This is a genomic window from Kaistia dalseonensis (assembly GCF_030814715.1).
Lineage (GTDB): Bacteria > Pseudomonadota > Alphaproteobacteria > Rhizobiales > Kaistiaceae > Kaistia > Kaistia dalseonensis.
The window spans coordinates 836,500-855,618 of record NZ_JAUSVO010000001.1 but is presented as its reverse complement, the minus strand read 5'-3'; the positions used below and the strand labels follow the sequence as shown (position 1 = coordinate 855,618).

18 protein-coding genes and 1 tRNA gene are annotated in these 19,119 nt (G+C 65.4%); 5 read left to right on the top strand and 14 right to left on the bottom strand.

From position 1 onward, the window contains the following. Positions 1-154: 154 nt before the first annotated feature. The 3 genes from QO014_RS03885 to QO014_RS03875 form a co-directional block, all read right to left on the bottom strand. Positions 155-799: a PopZ family protein gene (locus tag QO014_RS03885; RefSeq protein WP_266347316.1), complete on the bottom strand. Its 645-nt coding sequence runs from the start codon at positions 797-799 to the stop codon at positions 155-157. 173 nt (positions 800-972) lie between these two features. Then, positions 973-2,334, bottom strand: coding sequence for a TolC family outer membrane protein (locus QO014_RS03880; RefSeq protein WP_266347315.1), 1,362 nt, complete (start codon positions 2,332-2,334; stop codon positions 973-975). Positions 2,335-2,541: 207 nt separating this feature from the next. Beyond that, positions 2,542-3,225, bottom strand: coding sequence for a protein-L-isoaspartate O-methyltransferase family protein (locus tag QO014_RS03875; RefSeq protein WP_370877089.1), 684 nt, complete (start codon positions 3,223-3,225; stop codon positions 2,542-2,544). Between the two features lie 169 nt (positions 3,226-3,394). On the opposite strand from QO014_RS03875, the gene QO014_RS03870 reads away from it, so the two are divergent. Together QO014_RS03870 and cobD are read left to right on the top strand one after the other, a co-directional pair. Beyond that, positions 3,395-3,468 (top strand) — tRNA-Cys (locus tag QO014_RS03870). Between the two features lie 26 nt (positions 3,469-3,494). Then, positions 3,495-4,499: a threonine-phosphate decarboxylase CobD gene (cobD, locus tag QO014_RS03865; protein WP_266347314.1), complete on the top strand. Its 1,005-nt coding sequence runs from the start codon at positions 3,495-3,497 to the stop codon at positions 4,497-4,499. Here cobD and QO014_RS03860 read toward each other — a convergent pair. Next, complete coding sequence (locus QO014_RS03860) at positions 4,480-4,716, bottom strand: Lrp/AsnC ligand binding domain-containing protein (protein WP_266347313.1); 237 nt, start codon at positions 4,714-4,716, stop codon at positions 4,480-4,482. The genes cobD and QO014_RS03860 overlap by 20 nt on opposite strands. Positions 4,717-4,869: 153 nt before the next feature. Between QO014_RS03860 and QO014_RS03855 the strand changes: the two genes are divergently transcribed. Next, positions 4,870-5,292 (top strand): DUF4864 domain-containing protein, encoded by a 423-nt coding sequence (locus tag QO014_RS03855; RefSeq protein ID WP_266347312.1) that lies wholly within the window; start codon positions 4,870-4,872, stop codon positions 5,290-5,292. Between the two features lie 3 nt (positions 5,293-5,295). Here QO014_RS03855 and tgt read toward each other — a convergent pair whose 3' ends face one another. From tgt to coaD, 6 genes are all read right to left on the bottom strand, one after another. Next, positions 5,296-6,426, bottom strand: a complete 1,131-nt coding sequence (tgt, locus tag QO014_RS03850; protein WP_266347311.1) for a tRNA guanosine(34) transglycosylase Tgt — start codon at positions 6,424-6,426, stop codon at positions 5,296-5,298. Further along, positions 6,423-7,505: a tRNA preQ1(34) S-adenosylmethionine ribosyltransferase-isomerase QueA gene (gene queA / locus QO014_RS03845; RefSeq protein WP_266347310.1), complete on the bottom strand. Its 1,083-nt coding sequence runs from the start codon at positions 7,503-7,505 to the stop codon at positions 6,423-6,425. Before queA ends, tgt begins: the two co-directional genes overlap by 4 nt. An 865-nt stretch (positions 7,506-8,370) precedes the next feature. Beyond that, on the bottom strand, positions 8,371-9,120 hold the full coding sequence (locus QO014_RS03840) for an SDR family oxidoreductase (protein ID WP_266347309.1): 750 nt from the start codon (positions 9,118-9,120) through the stop codon (positions 8,371-8,373). 251 nt (positions 9,121-9,371) lie between these two features. Beyond that, positions 9,372-9,845, bottom strand: a complete 474-nt coding sequence (locus QO014_RS03835) for a peptidylprolyl isomerase (protein WP_370877087.1) — start codon at positions 9,843-9,845, stop codon at positions 9,372-9,374. A 60-nt stretch (positions 9,846-9,905) separates the two neighbouring features. After that, positions 9,906-10,424, bottom strand: coding sequence for a peptidylprolyl isomerase (locus QO014_RS03830; RefSeq protein WP_266347786.1), 519 nt, complete (start codon positions 10,422-10,424; stop codon positions 9,906-9,908). A gap of 72 nt (positions 10,425-10,496) precedes the next feature. Beyond that, positions 10,497-10,991 (bottom strand): pantetheine-phosphate adenylyltransferase, encoded by a 495-nt coding sequence (coaD, locus tag QO014_RS03825; RefSeq protein WP_266347308.1) that lies wholly within the window; start codon positions 10,989-10,991, stop codon positions 10,497-10,499. 200 nt (positions 10,992-11,191) lie between these two features. On the opposite strand from coaD, the gene QO014_RS03820 reads away from it, so the two are divergent. Continuing rightward, positions 11,192-11,422, top strand: coding sequence for a hypothetical protein (locus QO014_RS03820; protein ID WP_266347307.1), 231 nt, complete (start codon positions 11,192-11,194; stop codon positions 11,420-11,422). A 171-nt stretch (positions 11,423-11,593) separates the two neighbouring features. Here the strand turns inward: QO014_RS03820 and gyrA are convergent, their stop codons facing one another. After that, complete coding sequence (gene gyrA, locus QO014_RS03815) at positions 11,594-14,344, bottom strand: DNA gyrase subunit A (RefSeq protein WP_370877086.1); 2,751 nt, start codon at positions 14,342-14,344, stop codon at positions 11,594-11,596. Between the two features lie 243 nt (positions 14,345-14,587). On the opposite strand from gyrA, the gene QO014_RS03810 reads away from it, so the two are divergent. Beyond that, positions 14,588-15,247: a MarC family protein gene (locus QO014_RS03810; protein WP_266347306.1), complete on the top strand. Its 660-nt coding sequence runs from the start codon at positions 14,588-14,590 to the stop codon at positions 15,245-15,247. 43 nt (positions 15,248-15,290) lie between these two features. On the opposite strand, the gene QO014_RS03805 is transcribed toward QO014_RS03810, so the two are convergent. From QO014_RS03805 to QO014_RS03795, 3 genes are read right to left on the bottom strand one after another with little or no spacing between them, the layout of a single operon-like run. After that, entirely contained in the window at positions 15,291-15,686 is a 396-nt protein-coding gene (locus QO014_RS03805) for a DUF2306 domain-containing protein (protein WP_266347305.1), read from the bottom strand. 17 nt (positions 15,687-15,703) lie between these two features. Beyond that, positions 15,704-16,456: an MOSC domain-containing protein gene (locus tag QO014_RS03800; RefSeq protein ID WP_266347304.1), complete on the bottom strand. Its 753-nt coding sequence runs from the start codon at positions 16,454-16,456 to the stop codon at positions 15,704-15,706. A gap of 36 nt (positions 16,457-16,492) precedes the next feature. Next, positions 16,493-18,484 carry a tetratricopeptide repeat protein gene (locus tag QO014_RS03795; protein ID WP_266347303.1) on the bottom strand — a complete coding sequence of 664 codons (1,992 nt, stop codon included), beginning with the start codon at positions 18,482-18,484 and terminating at the stop codon, positions 16,493-16,495. Between the last annotated feature and the right edge of the window lie 635 nt (positions 18,485-19,119).

Sequence of the window (19,119 nt, the reverse complement as noted above, 5' to 3'; positions counted from 1 at the left end):
CGCCAGCCCATAGGTAGTGTCGCGACTGCGATATTGGCAGCCCTGATGCGATGGCTCGTCGGCGAAGCCCGCTCGCGATGGATCGCCGGCCATCGGCCTGGAGATTCGCCTCGGCTCACGCCACCAACATCGCGAGACAGGCCAAAGACACGCTTCAGCGGCCGCGCGATACCCGCTCGATCTCGTCGCGTACCAGACGCTCGACGAGCGGCGGCAGATTGGTGTCGAGCCAGTTCTTGAGCATCGGCCGAAGCACCTCCTTGACCAGATCCTCGATCGTGCGCGACTGCGAAGAGCCGACTGCACCGGAGAGGCTGCCAAAGGCCGCATGAACTGCGGCGTCGGCCGCAGGCGACATCAAGGGCGCATGCGACGCGACCGGCGCTTCGGCGTGCATGGCCGGGCGACCCTGGTCAATACCGGGTGACGGCGCTCGCACAGGCGGCGCGGCGGGACGAACGGGGCCATTCAGCTCGGCCTTATGCTCGCCCGGTTCCGCACGGCGGAACTGCGGCTGCGCCGGTTCGGTTGCAAGCGGTGCCGGCCGGACCGGCGCGGGATCGAGCTTCGGCGCGACAGACTCCCGCCTGACCGGCTCGGCCCGGGCGGGATCAAGCCGCGCAGGCTCCGGCTTCGCCTGGCGAGGAGGTCCCGCAGTGCGGGCGCCGAACAATGCGTCAATATCGTCGGTCGAAATGCCAATCGGGCCGTGATTGGGGGTCTGCAGTACCGGCTGCGGCGTCGCCTGCGCATCATCATCAGCAATGATACGGCGAATGGAGGCGAGGATCTCCTCCATCGACGGTTCTTGCGCCTGACTAACTTTGGCCATTGCCACCCCAATACTCACTACGCCAGCTGGCGAACCATGCGATTCTCAGCCAATTCCCAATAAAAGCGTAGCGAAAAGAAAGACCGGCGAACATGTCGCCGGTCGCTTTTCCCCGCCTAAGATCGAATGTCTGCGGCCGACTACCGGCCGTCAGGCGTCCGAAGGCCGATCCACTTGTCGCGAACCGCGTTGTAATGCTGCGTCGGCTGGTATTCCTGAACCTTCAGCGAGAGCTTCTGGGCCGAGAGGGCGCCCATCGAGGACAGCACCGTATAGGCGGCCACGATCTGGGCACGCTGCGCGATCACCAGCGTCTCGCGCGCCTGGATGAGCGACTGCTGCTGGTTCAAGACGTCGAGCGTGGTGCGCTGGCCGACCTTCTGCTCCTCGATGACGCCCTCAAGCGCCAGCTGGGCAGCCTTGATCTGCGACTGGGCAGAAACGATCGCCGCGCGGGCAGCCTCGAGGTTGCCCCAGGACGAATCGACCGCGGAACGAACCTGATCGCGGGCGCTGTCGAGCTGGATACGACGCTGGCCGAGCGTTTCCTTGGCCTGGCGCGCCTGCGAATAGACGACGCCACCTTCGTAGATCGGAACCGTCATATTGGCGGTGATCGTCGCGGAATTGGCCCACGGCATCGAAGAAGATGAATCGTCGGCATGAGCGACCTGGCCCTGCAACGACACGGTCGGCAAAAGCTGGCCTTCGATCGACTTCACGTTGAATGCGGCCGTATCGACATTATAGCTCGCCGCCAGAATGGCCGGATGGTTTTTCAAGCCGACCTGGATCGCGGCGTCGACCGATTTCGGCAGCGCCTTGTCGCTGAACGACGGCGAAGTGAGGCTGCGCGGCTTGATGCCGATCACCTGCAGATAGGTCGCGTTAGCCGTGTTCAGATTGGCGACCGCGACATCATAATCCGTCTGGCCCGCGCTCAAGCTGGCTTCGGTCTGTGCGAGATCGGTACGCGTGCCCTCGCCGACCTTCAGACGGTCCTGAGCCGCGCGAACCTGCTCTTTGAGGAAGACGATGTTCTGCTCGCGCAGGGCCAGGATCGCCTGGGTCTGCAGCACATTGGTGTAGGCGGAGACGGCGTCGAGCAGCACATCCTGCTCGGTCGAGCGCAGTGTCTCACGGCCGGCAAGCACGGACGATTCGGCCTGCTTCACATTATTCTGGGTCTGGAAGCCGCGGAAGATCGGCTGCTCGATCGTCAGCGCCACCGTCCTCGGCGAAAGCCCGGTCGTCCCGAACGACGTGCGCGTGGTCGAAAGGCCAGCATTGGCCGTACCGGTCAGCACGGGCCGATAACCGGACAGAGCCTGGGGAACGCCTTCATCGATCGCGCGCAACTGAGCGCGCATCGCATTCAGCGTCGGATTGTTGTTGTACGTCTGGGCGAGCGCAGTCGCCAACGTATCGGCGCTTGCGAAGGGGGCTGTCGCAAGAACCGCGACTACCGCCACGGATGCAAAATAGACCCGGGAAAACAGCACTATCGAACCTCGGCGTTGCGAGGCGACGCCCCCCTACGGACGTCCACCGTCGGACAATACTTTGTTAAGATACCCTTGCGTCCATGACCGTCAAATGGCCGGACGCCTCAAACGGTTGATAATCGGTTCATTGCGGCGCGAAAGCCACATGCCCCGATCCTGCCCCATACGCGATAAAACAGATAAAATATTGAAATCGTTGAATTATCAGAACACGAAGACCTTGGGCTTTTCAAAGCCCGGCAGTGGCCGCACATAGGTGTTGAAGGCGGGACGACCGCTCAGCGACCCACTGGAGCGTGTGTAGATGGTCGCTTTTGCGGCCAGTCCGTTGGCGCCGACCACCGTAACGATTCGCCCGCCCTCGGAGAGCTGGGCCGTCAGAGCGTCCGGAATCTCCTCCACCGCGCCCTCGATCAGGATCACGTCATACGGCGCCGCAGCCGAATAACCGGCCAGGAGCGAACCCGTCACGACCGTGACGTTGGTCTTGCCGAGCGACGCCAGATTGGCACGCGCCTGATCGGCGAGGGCCGGATCCGATTCGAGCGCAACGACGCTCGCGGCGAGTGAGGAGAGCAGCGCGGCCGCATAGCCTGTCGTGGCGCCTATATCGAGCACCTTGTCCGTCGCCGCGACACCGGCGAGCTGGATCAACTTGGCGAGCGGGCCGGCCTCCATGACATAGCGACCGGGCGTACCGGGCGCGCTCACGAGGATGTCCTCGTCGATATAGGAGAACGGCTTCAGCTGGTCCGGGACGAAGACCTCCCGCGGGACCGCCAGGAAGGCGTCGAGAATGTCGAAATCCGTGACATCGACGGTCCGGATCTGGCAGTCGACCATCGTGGTTCGCGCCTTGGCGAAATCGACCATGCTCGTGAGCCTCATTTTCAGAATGGTTTCCTCTATTTCCATACCCATCGCAGCCGGGAGTGACAAGCCGCCCCGCCGCGATGCGGCGCCGCAGGGCGCGCGATGCCACGCCGCCGAAATGTCTGGATCGTTTCCAGAAAATGCTTGCCCTCCCCCCTGCCTTCCCATACATCCGCTGCCCGAGGGCCTCGTGGCGGAATGGTTACGCAGAGGACTGCAAATCCTTGCATCCCGGTTCGATTCCGGGCGAGGCCTCCACTTTTCTTCGAGGGCATAGACCCACGATGCCGGAACGATTGACCATTCCCCGGCATGGCGGCGGCCTTCGCGCCGCGGCTGCCCATTATAGCATTCCGCTGGCGGACTGGCTCGATCTCTCCACCGGAATCAATCCCCGCTCCTACCCCATTTCACCCGGCGACCCGGTCGACTGGACGCGCTTGCCCGACCCGCAGTCGCTTGCGGCGCTGACAGAGGCGGCGCGCTGCGCCTATCGCGTCGGTGCGCAGCTCGAAATCGTTCCCGCGCCCGGCACCGACCTCGCGCTGCGCCTGCTCCCGCTCATCGCGCCCGAGGGCGCGGTCGATATCCTCGCGCCGACCTATTCCGGCCACGAGGAAGGCTGGCGCAATGCCGGGCGGACGGTCGGCCGAATCGCAGAGATCGATGCCGGCGGCGCACCGATCCTGGTGCTCGCCAATCCGAATAATCCCGACGGCCGCACCGTCGATCCGCTGCAATTGTTGCGGACGGCCCGGCTCCTCGCCGCGAAAGGCGGCCTTCTCGTCGTCGACGAGGCCTTTGCCGACCTCGATCCCTCGCTCAGCTTGTTGCCCATCATCGGCGACGAGCCCGTGGTCGTGCTGCGCTCCTTCGGCAAGTTCTTCGGCCTGGCGGGCCTCCGCCTCGGCTTCGTCATCGGCGCGCCCGCCCCCTGCACGCGCCTGCGCGCATTGCTCGGCGACTGGCCGGTCAGCGGGCCGGCGATCACCGCCGGGATCGCGGCGCTCCGCGATACGGCGTGGCAGGATGCGACACGGATCGCGCTTGCCGCCGATCGCCAGCGCCTCGCGGACCTGCTCGAACCGGCTGGCCTCAGGGTCATCGGCGGCACCGATCTCTTCCTGCTGGCTCGGTCGGCCCGTGCCCAGGAAATCCACATGCGCCTGGCCAAGCGGGGCATCTGGACCCGCATCTTCGCCGAGGATCAAAGCCTCATCCGCTTCGGCATGCCGCCGGAATGCGCCTTCGACCGCCTGGAAGAGGCGCTCAGAAAGCGCGGAAGGTGATGATCGTCCGCGTATCCTTGATGCCGTCGAAGCGCTGCACCGATTCGGTCACGAAATGGCCGGCATCGGCGTCGTCTTCGAGATAGAACTTCACCAGAAGGTCGAAATCGCCGGCGGTTGAATAGATCTCCGAGGCGATCTCCGCTTCCGCGATCGCGTTCGCGACATCATAGGCGCGGCCGAGATGGCACTTGATCTGGACGAACAGGGCTTTCATCGCAATCTCCGGCGTTGATGCGGCCCGGGATAGCAGGTCCTGCCCACGCCCGGCAATGCGCCGCGTTCGCCGGCCGCGAAACCTTGTGAGACCTGCGAGCGTAGCTCGCTCGAAGGGAACCATCCCTCGTCCCGTCCGCCGCCGGAGGCTCTCATGCACATTGTCCGCTCCGCCATCCTGATCCTCTTCGCCCTTTCCGCCGCGCCTGCCTTCGCCGAGCCCAGCGGCGCCGACAAGCAGGCGATGCACGACGTCGTCCAGTCGCAGTTGAACGCCTTCCAGCGCGATGATGGCGTCACGGCCTATGCCTTCGCCGCGCCGGGCATCCAGACCATATTCCGGACGCCGGAGGCGTTCATGAACATGGTCCGCCAGGCCTATCCGCAGGTCTATCGCCCGCGCAGCGTCACCTATGGCGCCGTGATCGAGCGGCCCGAGGGCATCACGCAGGATATCTTCCTGACCGGTCCCGACGGGCAGAACTGGGTCGCCCGCTACCGCTTCGAGAAGCAGCCGGACGGCAGTTGGAAGATCTCCGGCGTCGCGATCGTCAAGGACACCGCGCCGACCATCTGAGCATCAGAGCGCGGGAATGTCGCCCCGCGCCCAGCCGTCCTTGGTCGCCAGGCGGAAATCGTCAAACCGGCTCTCGTCGATCGCGGCGCGAATACCGGCCATCAGGCTCTGATAATAGGCGAGGTTGTTCCATGTCAGCAGCATCGCGCCCAGCGTCTCGTTCGCCTTGAACAGGTGATGCAGATAGGCGCGCGAATAATCGCGGCTCGCGGGGCAATCCGAAGCCTCATCGAGCGGACGGTGATCGTCGGCATGGCGGGCATTCTTCAAATTGACCTTGCCGAAGCGCGTGAAGGCGAGGCCGTGGCGCCCTGCCCGCGTCGGCATCACGCAATCGAACATGTCGATGCCACGCGCGACCGATTCGATGATGTCGTCCGGCGTGCCGACGCCCATCAAATAGCGCGGCTTCAGCTCGGGCAGCACCGGCGTGGTGATCGCGAGCATCTCAAGCATGACGGCCTGCGGCTCGCCGACCGCGAGGCCGCCGACCGAATAGCCCTTGAAATCCATCGCCGCGAGTGCCGCGGCGCTTTCGACGCGTAGCCGCGGCACGTCTCCGCCCTGCACGATGCCGAAGATCGCCTTGCCCGGCTGGTCGCCAAAGGCCGCCTTGGAGCGCTCCGCCCAGCGCAGCGACAATTGCATCGCCCGCTCGATCTCCGTCTCGCTCGCCGGCAAGCGGACGCACTCGTCGAGCTGCATCTGGATATCGCTGTCGAGCAGGCCCTGGATCTCGATCGAGCGCTCGGGCGTCAACTCGTAGCGGCGGCCGTCGACATGGCTCTGGAAGGTCACGCCCTTCTCGTCCATCTTGCGCAATTGCGCCAGCGACATGACCTGGAAGCCGCCGGAATCGGTCAGGATCGGATGCGGCCAGTTGGCGAAGACATGCAGCCCGCCGAGGCCGGCGACCCGCTCCGCGCCGGGGCGCAGCATCAGATGATAGGTGTTGCCGAGGATGATATCGGCGCCGAGCTCGCGCACCTGCCCCGGATACATCGCCTTGACGGTGCCGGCGGTGCCGACGGGCATGAAGGCCGGCGTGCGGATCGTGCCGCGCGGCATGGACACCTCGCCACGGCGCGCCATGCCGTCCTTGGCGAGAAGGGTGAAGGTGAATTTATCGGTCATGGTGTCCCGGCAGGAAAAAGCAGCGACGCATCGCCATAGGAATAGAAGCGATAGCCCGTCGCGATCGCATGCTCATAGGCCGCCCGCATCGTCTCGAGGCCGGAAAAGGCAGAGACCAGCATGAAGAGCGTCGAGCGCGGCAGATGGAAGTTCGTCATCAGCGCGTCAATGGCACGAAAGCGATAGCCCGGCGTGATGAAGATGCTGGTCGGGCCATTGAACGGCCGGATGATATGGTCTTCGCCGGCCGCGCTTTCGAGCAGGCGGAGCGAGGTGGTGCCGACGGCGACGACCCGTCCACCGCGCGCGCGAACCGCATTCAGCGCATCGGCGGTCGCGGCCGAAACCTCGCCACGCTCGGCATGCATCTTGTGGTCACTGGTATCGTCGGCCTTGACCGGCAGGAAGGTGCCGGCCCCGACATGGAGCGTCACGAAATGGCGCGAGACACCCATGGCGTCGAGGCGCTCGAACAGCTCGGGCGTGAAATGGAGCCCGGCCGTCGGGGCCGCCACAGCGCCCTCCTCGCGGGCATAGATGGTCTGGTAGTCGCGCCGATCCTCGCCATCCTCGGGCCGCTTCGAGGCAATGTAGGGCGGCAGCGGAATATGGCCGACGCTCGCGATCGCCTCGTCCAGCGCCGGACCGGAGAGATCGAAGGCGAGCACGACTTCGCCCGCCTCGCCCTTCTCGACCACCGTCGCAGCGAGCCCGGCTGCAAGGCAGGCGCGATCGACCGTCTCGCCGAACAGGATGCGGTCCCCCTCGGCAATCTTCTTGGCCGGCCGCAGGAAGGCGCGCCAGCGATCGGCCGCCTCGCGCATGTGCAGCGTCACACCGATCTTCGCAGAGACGCCGTCACGCACGCGTTCGCCGAAAAGCTGAGCGGGAATGACCTTGGTATCGTTGAAGACGATCGCATCACCCGGCCGCAGCAGCTCCGTCAGATCGCGCACGACCCGATCCTCGAGCGGCGCGCCCGGCCGCACGACGAGCAGGCGTGCGCTGTCGCGCGGGCGCGCCGGGCGCAGCGCGATACGGTCCTCGGGGAGATCAAAATCGAAAAGGTCGACGCGCATTCTTCATTCCATGACGGCGAAACGCCGCCGGGCGGCTCGTTCCTAACGGCCTCAGCCGCTTAGCTCAACCTAGATGTTGGGGCGCGCGCACACGATCCCGCGACGGATCGCGCCCGGGGAGATGCGAATGGATGTCGACCGGTGATATTGCCGGGGGGACGGATGCTCGAAAAGCACCGTGCTGGTGCGGGCTAAGCCGGAGCCGCGCCCTCCAGCCGCGTCCGCTGTCATCTCGGCTCAAGCGGAGTCAGACTTCAGAATCGTCATCACCGCGAAAGCGGAGCCTTCCCGCCGCTTCGGCTCTTCGCCTCACCGCTCTCCGTCCGAAAGCAAGACGTGGATGCCCGCAATGAATGCGGGCATGACAGCCTTGGGTTGGGCCGCTGCAGACCATGACGGGCTCGGTCCAAACCCTCCCCCTGAGGGAGGGTCAAAACCGCAAAGCGGTTTTGGGGAGGGGGTGCGTTGATCGGCCGGTCCCTGTCCTATCCGGCATCCGCCGAAACCAGCCGCCCAAGCACGCTTCGGCAAGGGCCGAAGCTACCCCCGCCCCGAAAGTGCTCTGCACTTTCGACCCGCCCTCCAGGGGCGGGTTTAAGGGGGGTCGCGGCCCCACTGCCTGCGCCGTCATGCTCGGCTTGGACCAAGCCCTTCCAGTGCCGTCATCCCCGCGAAAGCGGCGACCCATTCAGCCGGAGCGTTGGGAATGAAAGGCGCCGCCGCTCGGGCTGTATGGATCCCGGGTCTGCGCTCCGCTCCGCCCGGGATGACGGCCTGTGGCGGGTTCGGCGGCTCGCCCGAGCGAAATCCAAGCTCCGCTCAACCCGCCCCTTGCGGGCGGGTCAAGGGGAGCCGCGGCGACGGCTCAGAGGATTCCCAGCCCGCCGTCAATGATCAGTTCGCTGCCAACGATGAAGCGCGCCTCGTCGGAGGCGAGGAACACCACCGCATTGGCGACCTCGACCGCCTGGCCGAAGCGGCCGGCCGGAACCAAGGCGACGACCGCCTTCGCACGCGCCTCGGAGGCTTCCTTGTCGAGGCCGAGCTTGCCGTTGAGGGGCGTATCGATCGGCCCCGGACTGACGACGTTCGCCCGGATGCCGCGACCGATCAGTTCTCCGGAAAAGGTGCGCGCCAGCGACACCATGCCGGCCTTGGCGGCCGAATAGACGCTGGTGGCCGGCATGCCGAGATGCGCGTTGATCGAGCCGGACAGCACCAGCGATGCCGGATTGTTGAGGATCGGCAGCAGGGCCTGGACCAGGAAATAGGGGCCCTTGAGATCGACGGCGATCGAGCGGTCGAAGCCGGCCTCGTCCCATCCTTCGATCGGCCGCAGATCGGCCACCCCGGCATTCAGAAAGGCGATATCGAGCTTGCCGAACGCCGCGCCGACCTTGGCCGCGATTTCTCTCTGTGCGCCGACATCCCCCGCATCGGCCTGAATGATCGTGACCTCGGGTCCGAACGCCGCATGAGCCGCGTCGATCCCCTTCTGGCTCACGCCGGTCACGGCCACGCGAGCACCCTCTTCGATGAAGCGCTGCGCGGTGACGAGACCGATGCCGCTCGTGCCTCCCGTGATAAGGGCGGTCTTGCCTTGAAGTCGTCCCATGCCGAGTGCTCCCGCTTCGCTCCACGCCGCCTCGGGTCGGATATCGCCAGAACGACGGCCCACGGGAACAAGCTGTGGCGAAAACAGCGAATGGTTGCAATCGCAATGTTCGTCCAGAGCTCGCCGTGTCGCCCGGGACAGCAGAACGAACGCATCGTGGCCAGCCGGCGCGCCCTGCAAACGAAAATGGCCGGGACAAGCCCGGCCATCTCGCAGTTCCAATCTCGGGTCGCCGCAGCGGCGCCCTCGCCTTACGCCACGTCGGCGGCAACCTTCATCGAGACGATCTTGTCGGGATCCTTGACCGGCTCGCCGCGCTTGATCTTGTCGATGTTCTCCATGCCCTCGATGACCTGGCCCCAGACCGTATACTGGCCGTTCAGGAAGCCGGCGTCGCCGAAGCAGAGGAAGAACTGGCTGTCGCCCGAATCCGGGTTCTGCGCGCGGGCCATCGAGGCCGTGCCGCGCACATGCGGCTCGCGCGAGAACTCGGCCTTCAGCTTCTTGCCCGAGCCGCCCATGCCGGTGCCGGTCGGATCGCCCGTCTGGGCCATGAAGCCCTCGATCACGCGATGGAAGACGATGCCGTCATAGAAGCCCTCGCGGGCCAGTTCCTTGATCCGCGCGACATGGTTGGGCGCGAGATCGGGGCGAAGCTTGATGATGGCCGTACCCTTGGTGGTCTCCAGGATCAGCGTGTTTTCCGGGTCCTTGATTTCGGCCACGGGGGTCTCCTTCTCGTGTGATCGATAGACGGGCGGCGGGCCGCCCGGCGATGGGTCCGACTATTTCGCGTCGGCGGCGACCTGCATCTTGATGATCTTGTCGGGATTGGCCGGCGGCTCACCCTTCTTGATCTTGTCGACGAACTCCATGCCGCTCACGACTTCGCCGAAGACCGTATACTGGCCATCGAGAAAGCCGCCATCGGCGAACATGATGAAAAACTGCGAATTGGCGGAGTCAGGATCCTGTGCCCGCGCCATGCCGAGTGTTCCGCGGGCGAAATGGGCCTTCGAGAACTCCGCTGCAAGGTCCGGCTCCTTCGAACCGCCCATGCCGGTGCCGGTCGGGTCGCCCGTCTGGGCCATGAAGCCGTCGATCACGCGGTGAAAGACGATGCCGTTATAGAAGCCCTCGCGGGTCAGCTTCTTGATCTGCGCGACATGCTTGGGCGCGAGATCGGGACGCAGCTTGATGACGACGCGGCCATCCTTCAGGTCGAGATAGATGGTGTTTTCAGGATCGAGCTTCTCGCTCGCGGCCTGGGCCGGCGCGGCGACAAGGAAGAAGGCGGCGGCCATCGCCGCAATCAGGCCAAGGAAACGGGTCAAGGGACTCTCCGGTCAGGCGGGCGACCGCGAATTGCGGCGCGGTCAGGAAGCCAATTTTTGTGTCAGCTTTCGGGCGACCAGCGGCGGCACGAAAGGCGAGGCATCGCCGCCGAGCCTGGCGATCTGGCGGACCAGCGTCGCCGTGATCGGGCGGTTCGCCGGCGAGGCCGGCAGGAAGATCGTCCGGATGGCGGGAGCCATGGCCCCGTTCATGCCGGCGAGCTGCATCTCGTAGTCGAGATCGGTTCCATCGCGCAAGCCGCGCACCAGCAGCGTTGCGCCATTGTCGCGCGCGGCATCGACCGTCAGCCCGTCAAACGACACCACATCGACGCGGCCGGAAGCATTCGTAATCTTTTCGGCAAGCTCACGGATCATGGCGACGCGTTCCTCAAAGGTGAAGAGCGGCGTCTTGCCCGGATGAACGCCAACCGCCACGATCACACGGTCGGCAAAGGCGAGCGAAGCCTCGAGAATATCGAGATGACCATTAGTCGGCGGATCGAAAGACCCGGGATAGAGCGCGATGCGAGTCATGCTGTCGTTCCTGGCAAGACCATGTTGGAAGTCACAGAAGTTTTACCGAAGAATCGTGCAAGTGCGACAGGAACCATCTCTCCAAACTGGCATTGGTTACCTATGTGAATGACAAGTGAACGGCGCCTTGTGATGCCGTTCATAGCGACAAGATCAATATGTGTCCAAGTTCAGGGGAACAAGACACAGGGAGCCAAGCCATGAGCACGTGGTTTCATACGACGATCCTAGCGACCTGCGCCGCGGCCACCATCGCCGTCGGCTTTGCGAGCGCTGCCGTTTACAGTGACATCGATGCGCCGCGCGCGAAGAAGGCGGATCGGCTGATCGTCGGTGTCCGTGGCGACATGAAGATGCCCGAGATCACCGTGCAGCAACGTGGCGAAGGCATGTCGATCGTCACGCGTGTTCCGATAACCGATACCAACTGAGCTTCCCTCATCGAGGGCGGGCCGATCGAAAACGTCCGGCCGCCAAAGTTGACTGCAGACTGACCCCCAATAACCTCCCCACCCCAAAAACTGCGAATGCCGGCCGAGAGGCCGGCATTTCTTTTGGTGCGAGGGGGCGCCGCGTACTGGTCAACGCCGCGCCGACCGGGATCACGCCTCGCCGGCCGCGCCCTCTTCCTCGGCTTCCTCGCCCAGGCGATCGACCGAAACGACCGTCTCGCCCTCGCCGGTATCGAACACGATCACGCCCTGCGAGCCGCGGCCGACGATGCGGATCGGCTTGTCGCCGCCGACCGGCATGCGGATCGTCTGGCCGCCATCGGTGACCAGCATGATCTGGTCGCTGTCCTCGACCGGGAACGACGCCACCAGCTTGCCGTTGCGCTCGTTGACGGCCATGGCGACGATGCCTTTGCCGCCGCGGCCGGTGATGCGGTACTCGAAGGACGAAGTCCGCTTGCCATAGCCGTTCTCGGAGATGGTGAGAACGAACTGCTCGGCCGCACTCATCTCGGCATAGCGCGACTGCGGCAGCGCGTCGGCGACGGGAAGCTCTTCCGCATCCGGCTCGACGATCGTCGCATCCTCGACCTCGCCGCGAACGGCACGGCTCATCTTCAGATAGGCCGCGCGCTCATCGCCCAGCGCATCGAAATGATGCAGGATCGCCATCGAGATGACGCTGTCGCCGTCGGCGAGCTGGATGCCGCGCACGCCGGTCGAATCGCGGCCCTTGAAGACACGGACGTCGGTGACCGCAAAGCGGATGCACTGGCCTGCCGCCGTCGTCAGCAGCACGTCGTCGCGCTCCGAGCAGAGCTGGACATCGACGATCGCGTCGCCTTCATCCTCGAACTTCATGGCAATCTTGCCATTGCGGTTCACCTGGACGAAGTCGGACAGCTTGTTGCGCCGGACGGTGCCGCGCGTCGTCGCGAACATGACGTCGAGCGTATCCCAGCTATCCTCGTCCTCCGGCAGCAGCAGGATCGAGGTGATGCGCTCGCCATCCTGCAGCGGCAGCAGGTTGTTGAGGAACTTGCCGCGCGCCTGCGGAGCGGCCAGCGGCAGGCGCCAGACCTTCATCTTGTAGGCAATGCCGCGCGAGGAGAAGAACACCACCGGCGTGTGGGTGTTCGTCACGAACAGGCGCGTGACGAAATCCTCGTCCTTCGTCGCCATGCCCGAGCGGCCCTTGCCGCCGCGATGCTGGGCGCGATAGGTCGCGAGCGGCACGCGCTTGATATAGCCCTCATGGCTGACCGTGACGACCATGTCCTCGCGCTGGATCAGGTCCTCGTCTTCGAAATCGGCACCACCCTCGATGATCTCGGTCCGGCGCGGCGTGGCAAACTCCTCACGCACCGCCATAAGCTCGTCGCGGATGATGGCGAAGACGCGGGCACGCGAGCGCAGGATCTCGAGATAATCCGAAATCTCGGCACCGAGCTTGTTCAACTCGTCGGCGATTTCATCGCGTCCGAGCGCGGTAAGGCGCTGCAGGCGCAGATCGAGGATTGCGCGGGCCTGCGTATCGGAGAGCTGGTAGGTGTTGTCCTCGGCCAGCTTGTGGCGCGGATCGTCGATCAGGGCGACGAGCGGCGCGATATCGAGCGCCGGCCAATGCCGCTCCATCAACTGCTCGCGCGCCGTCGAAGGATCGGGCGCGGTGCGGATCAGATGGATGACTTCGTCGATATTGGCGACGGCGATGGCGAGGCCGACCAACACATGCGCGCGGTCGCGCGCCTTGTTGAGCAGGAAGCGCGTGCGCCGGGTCACCACTTCCTCGCGGAAGTTGATGAACGCCTGGATCAGGTCGCGCAGGTTCATCAACAGCGGCCGGCCACCCGACAGCGCAACCATGTTGACGCCGAAGGAGGTCTGCAGCGGCGAGAAGCGATAGACCTGGTTCAGCACGACATCGGCGACGGCATCGCGCTTCAGCTCGATGACGACACGCATGCCCTGACGGTCGCTCTCGTCGCGAATGTCGGAGATGCCTTCGATGCGCTTGTCGCGCACCAATTCGGCGATCTTCTCGATCATGGTCGCCTTGTTGACCTGATACGGGATCTCCGTGATGACGAGCGCCTCGCGCTCCTTGCGGATGGTCTCGACGGCCACGCGGCCGCGCATCAGCACCGAACCACGACCTTCGAGATAGGCCGAGCGGATGCCGCCCCGGCCGATGATCAGGCCGCCGGTCGGAAAGTCAGGCCCCGGCACATATTCCATCAGGCCTTCGACGGGAATGGCCGGATCGTTGATATAGGCGATGCAGGCGTCGATCACCTCGCCTAGATTATGCGGCGGGATATTGGTCGCCATGCCGACGGCGATGCCGCCGGCGCCATTGACGAGCAGGTTGGGGAAGCGGGCCGGCAGGACGACGGGCTCACGCTCGGAGCCGTCGTAATTGTCCTGGAAGTCGACCGTGTCCTTGTCGATATCGTCGAGCAGCGAGCGCGAGGGCTTGGCGAGGCGCACCTCGGTATATCGCATCGCCGCCGGGCTATCGCCGTCGACCGAGCCGAAATTGCCCTGACCGTCGACGAGCATGACGCGCATGGAGAATTCCTGCGCCATGCGGACGAGCGCGAAATAGACCGACTGGTCGCCATGCGGGTGATATTTACCGATCACGTCGCCGACGACGCGGGCCGATTTGCGGTAGGGTTTGTTCCAGTCGTAGCCCTGCTCGTTCATCGAATGCAGGATGCGGCGATGCACGGGCTTCAGGCCGTCGCGGGCATCGGGCAGCGCGCGGCTCACGATCACGCTCATGGCGTAATCGAGATAGCTGCGCTTCATCTCGTCGGTGATTGAGATGCCTTCGAACTCGGATGGCCGGCCGTCACCCGGTTCGTCGGGGCGTGGCGGCTCGTTGGGATCGGACAAGTTATGTTCCGGAATCAGTTTCTATGAACGAGCATCATAGAGCCCCCATTGTGGCGGTTCAAGGAAAGCGGCCGGAATCGGGCTCTTTCCACGGCCGATCGACCGATTATTGTTGGATGATCCGCGCATCCGGGCTCATCACGCGTTCGAACCGGCGCCCCGATGCCGCGACGGCGCGGCACTGATGGCGCGCCGGCGGGAAGACTGGCATCATCGCGTGGCCAGCCAAGCCCCGGAGTCTCCGTGCTCGACTATTTCCTGAACGCGCTCGCCACCCTCTTCGTGACGCTCGACCCAATCGGCCTTGCGCCCATCTTCATCGGCCTGACGCGGGGCATGACGTCGGCCCAGCGCCACCAGACGGCGACGCGGGCCAGCCTCACCGCCATGGCGATCCTGTTCGCCTTCGCGCTCGGCGGGCAGGGCCTGCTGACCTTCCTCGGCATATCGGTGCCGGCCTTCCGGATCGCGGGCGGTCTGCTGCTGTTCTGGATCGCCTTCGAGATGGTGTTCGAGCGACGCGACCGCCGCAAGCAGGCGAGCGCCGACCGCGCGCTGGGCGAGACGGCCGTCGTCGATGCCGATGACGTGCGCTATCTCGCCATCTTCCCGCTCGCGATCCCGCTGATCTCGGGGCCGGGCGCCATCTCGGCGACGATCTTGCTCGCCTCCTCGGCCCCCGGCACGCTCGGCCTGATCGGGCTGCTGATCATCGTCGCGGCGCTGATCGGCTCCTGCTACCTCGTCTTCCGCCTGGCCGGGCCGCTCGACCGGGCGCTCGGCGAAACAGGCCGCATCGTGCTGTCGCGCCTGCTCGGCGTGCTGCTTTCGGCGCTGGCGGTCCAGTTCGTCGCCGATGGCGTCGTGGCGATTGCGCGCGCCGCGCAGGCGGGCGGCGGATGATCAGGCCGGCAGGCATCGTTCGCCGATCCCGCCCGGGGCAATGCTAGCCGAACACCACCGCATGCATGATGCGACCGGGCAGGAAGGTGAACAGCCCGGCGACGACCAGGGCCGCCACGAACAGGATCGACATGGCCCGCTTGTGGCGATCGACCCGGTGGCGATGCGCCGCCAACACGGCGGATGGCAGCGCCAGGAGCGTGACGATCGAGAGGATATGGATCGGGCTCCACGGGCCCCAGAGCCGGATGGTGTGGATCCAGAATGAGGAGAGCGCCACTGCCGCCATCAGGAGCACCCAGCCCCAGCCGACGGCCCTGTGGGGCAGCGTGCCCTTGGGCGCCGCGAACTGGATGAGGCCAAGCGCAAAGGCCGCCATCGCCGCGAAGGCGTGGAGCTGGATGACCGGCGCGGCGTCGAGAAGTGGTTTGAGCGACATGCCCCCTCGCCTGCCCGCTATGCGAAGACGAGGCCGTCCCCAGGCCGGACAGCACCCGCGCGCGTGATCTCGGCATAGATGCCGCAATCCATATGATCAAAGGCGCGTTGCAGCGTGCCGGGAATGTCCAGGTCACGCTCCGCCGTGACGGGATCGACATTGGTCGCGACGCAGCGCCGCGTGCGCTTTACAAAGACGAGTTCGGCCTCGCCGAGGCGTGCCGCGCGACCGACAAGGTCAAGATCGGCCCAGGGGTCGAGGCCATCCAGATAGATGTTGGCGCGAAAGCGCAGCGGATCGACCGGCTGGCCGATCAGTTCGCCGAGCGCCGCGACGGAGGCCAGGTTGATGAACGAGACATAGGGCTTGCCGACATCGGAGAAGCTGTGGCCCGGCGCCGACAGCACCTTGAGCGGTCCACGCCGTTCCTCCGCCATGAAATCGCTCAGGAGCGCTTCGGTCGCCGCCTGCCCGGCCTCGGTCGAGAGATCGGCCGTGAACGGCGCGCCCGCACCTTCGATCGTCCAGCGCCCGCTCTCATGGTCGAATGTCGTATGCAGCCTGGCGAGCCGCGCATTCTTCATCAGGCAGAGAAACTTGACCTTCGGCTGGAGGGCCGGCGCGGCGGGATCGAAACCGGACGGTCCGTTCTCGATCGCATAGATTCGGTCACCCGCGATCGGCCGGCTGACGGCCAGTTCCGCCGCATCGAGCGGCTCGGGCGAGAAGCCCTTGACGGGATAGCGATAGAGGCTGGCGATCTCGGGCACGGACAATCCTCGGGCGTGGGTGACAGGCAGGATCGGCTATCGATCCGTCACGTTCAAGCGGGCAGCAACGGCTTCGGCGATGCGCCCGAAGAGCTCGTCCCAATCGCCGGCGTGGGCCTGCCGGAAGAGCTGCGCACTCGGATACCAGTGCGATCCCTCGCCCTCGGCCATCCAGCGCCATTCCGGCACCTGCTTCAGCGCCACGATGACGGGCCGGCCGAGCGCGCCGGCCAGATGCGTCACGGCCGAATCGATCGAGACGACGAGATCGAGATTTTCGATGATCGCCGCCGCCTCCATGAACGAGCCACTGCCCGTCGCATAGTCAGCCGCCGGCGACAGGACCGTCATGCCGGCCGGCAGATCGGCGAGCTGGTCGAGGCCATCATGCTTCTGCAGGCTGATCAGGGTGACGCCGGGCAGGCGCGCGAGCGGCGCAAAGGCCTTGAGCGGCACCGATCGGACGCGATCGACACGCGCATTCGGATTGCCCTGCCATGCAATGCCGATCCGGAACGATCCCTTGGCCGGCAGGCGCTCCGCCCAATCCGCGACGCGCGCGGGATCGGCCTTGAGATAGGGCACGCTTTCCGGCAACAGCCGATCACCGACACCGAGCACGAAGGGCAGGCTCATCATCGGTAGATGCACGTCATGCGCCGGAATATCGGCGCCGCGCGCAAAGGCCGTGACGCCCGGGAGCGTCGAAGCGAGATCGAGCAGGCTCGGCGGCACCTCGAGGAGAACCTTGCCGGCCCGCTCCGCCGCGAGGCCGACGAAACGGCAGAACTGGATCGTATCGCCCTGCCCCTGCTCGGCATGGATCAGCAGCGTCCTGCCGGCAATGTCGCCGCCATCCCATTCCGGCGTCGAAAGACCGCGATCCGGCCAGGAATCGACGGAACGCCGCTTCTCCAGATCGCGCCAGCCTTCGGCATATCGCCCCATGAACAGCGCCAGCGTGCCCCGGCCATAAACCGCATGTTCGTTTGCGGGATCGAGCGCGATCGCGCGGTCGTAGTCGGCCATCGCAGCCTCGGAGCGGCCGAGCAGGCGCAGCACGTTCGCGCGGTCGGCAAGCACCGCCGAATCGTCCGGCCGCAGGCGCAGTGCCGCGTCATAGTCGTCCAGCGCCTCGCCGACGCGGTCGAGTTCGCCGAGCGCATTGCCCTTGAGCGCCAGTAGTTCGGCCTCATCGACACCGGCGCGCCGCGTGCCCTCCAGCGCCTCCAGCGCCTCGGCGTCGCGGCGGAGCTTCAGCAGCGTCTTCGCCCGGTTGAGCATCACCCCGCCATCGTTCGGATTACGCAGCAGCGCCGCATCGAAGCTCGCCAATGCCTGCTCGGAGCGACCCAGATCCTGCAGCACGACGCCGCGGCTGTTCCAGATATCCGCGCTGTCGGGCGCGCGCGCCAGCGCGCGATCATAGCTCGTCAGCGCGGCGTCATGACGGCCGATCGTGCGCAACAGGCGACCGCGATTGTGCAGCACCGCGACGTGATCGGGGCGCAACGCCAGCGCACGATCATAGCTCGTCAGTGCCTCGTCGGTCCGCCCCAGCGCCGCCAGGCGGTTGCCCCGATTGTTGAAGGCCTCGACGAAATCCGGCCGCGCCGCGATGGCGCGATCATAGCTTGCGACCGCCTCCTCCTGACGGCCGAGCGCTTCGAGTGTGGTGGCGCGGTTATAATGCGCCTCGGCGAAGCGGGGATTGAGCGCGATGGCGCGGTCATAGCTCGCCAGCGCATCATCATAGCGCCTCAGCTTCTGCTGCGACGTCGCCTTGCCGTTCAGGACTTCGGGCGTGGGCTTCAGCGCCAGAGCGCGGTCGAAATTTTCGATCGCCTGCTTGTCCTGCCCGAGGCCGGACTGGATGAGCGCCATCAGATGGCGCGCGTCGAACACGTTGGGACGGGCCGAGAGCACCGACCGGCAGAGCCGCTCGGCTTCCGTCAGCCGGCCGGCATTGAAGGCCCCGACCGCCTTGGCGAAGGTGGCCTGAAGCGCCGATGGCGTCGTCGTGTTCATGATGCTGCTCGCTCCCTCACCGGCCGCATGACGGCCAGGGTGTAGGACAGCATCCCACACAGTTCCGCCTGCAACCGCGTCTTATCTAGTCGGGGCGGCTAGATCAACGCGCACTGCCACCCCGGAGAATTCGAACTCGCAACGCCGAACCTCAGACGAATTTGTCCACAGGCGGAGACAACGCACGTCGAGGTCAGCAATATGGCATTGCGTCACCAATTGGTGACGGTATGTTGGCCCTGACGATCCTCTTTTAGAAGATCGCCAGGGCCCGGGCGCGCCAGCCCGTGACTAATGGGAGACCGTCTCCGGCAAGAGGCGGTCTCCATCTCGGGCAAGTCCAATATCGCCCATCCGCCAGAACCCTGCTTCGATCATTCGGCGTTGTCCACAACTCCCGACCATCATGTCGCGGCTTCGTTCTAGGCGAGGACGTTCGCTGAGCGCGATCATGTGCCGGAGTCAGCCCGAGGTCACTGCGACGGCAGGCGTCGCAAAGTTCCAAGTTACGCGCAAATGTCCGATAGGCCGAGTATGATGCAAGGCATGCAGTCTGACCGCCCATCGTCCCGTTGCGTCCGTCGGCCGCTCACTGCAATTCAACATCGCTGTGCCACGAATGAAATAGTAGTTCA

Coding starts and splice junctions, on each gene's coding strand:
- QO014_RS03830 (WP_266347786.1), bottom strand. CDS start 10,424: ATGGCCGCCGCCTTCTTCCTTGTCGCCGCGCCGGCCCAGGCCGCGAGC.
- coaD (WP_266347308.1), bottom strand. CDS start 10,991: ATGACTCGCATCGCGCTCTATCCCGGGTCTTTCGATCCGCCGACTAAT.
- QO014_RS03860 (WP_266347313.1), bottom strand. CDS start 4,716: ATGAAAGCCCTGTTCGTCCAGATCAAGTGCCATCTCGGCCGCGCCTAT.
- queA (WP_266347310.1), bottom strand. CDS start 7,505: ATGCGCGTCGACCTTTTCGATTTTGATCTCCCCGAGGACCGTATCGCG.
- QO014_RS03840 (WP_266347309.1), bottom strand. CDS start 9,120: ATGGGACGACTTCAAGGCAAGACCGCCCTTATCACGGGAGGCACGAGC.
- QO014_RS03855 (WP_266347312.1), top strand. CDS start 4,870: ATGCACATTGTCCGCTCCGCCATCCTGATCCTCTTCGCCCTTTCCGCC.
- tgt (WP_266347311.1), bottom strand. CDS start 6,426: ATGACCGATAAATTCACCTTCACCCTTCTCGCCAAGGACGGCATGGCG.
- QO014_RS03820 (WP_266347307.1), top strand. CDS start 11,192: ATGAGCACGTGGTTTCATACGACGATCCTAGCGACCTGCGCCGCGGCC.
- QO014_RS03875 (WP_370877089.1), bottom strand. CDS start 3,225: ATGAGGCTCACGAGCATGGTCGATTTCGCCAAGGCGCGAACCACGATG.
- cobD (WP_266347314.1), top strand. CDS start 3,495: ATGCCGGAACGATTGACCATTCCCCGGCATGGCGGCGGCCTTCGCGCC.
- QO014_RS03885 (WP_266347316.1), bottom strand. CDS start 799: ATGGAGGAGATCCTCGCCTCCATTCGCCGTATCATTGCTGATGATGAT.
- QO014_RS03805 (WP_266347305.1), bottom strand. CDS start 15,686: ATGTCGCTCAAACCACTTCTCGACGCCGCGCCGGTCATCCAGCTCCAC.
- QO014_RS03795 (WP_266347303.1), bottom strand. CDS start 18,484: ATGAACACGACGACGCCATCGGCGCTTCAGGCCACCTTCGCCAAGGCG.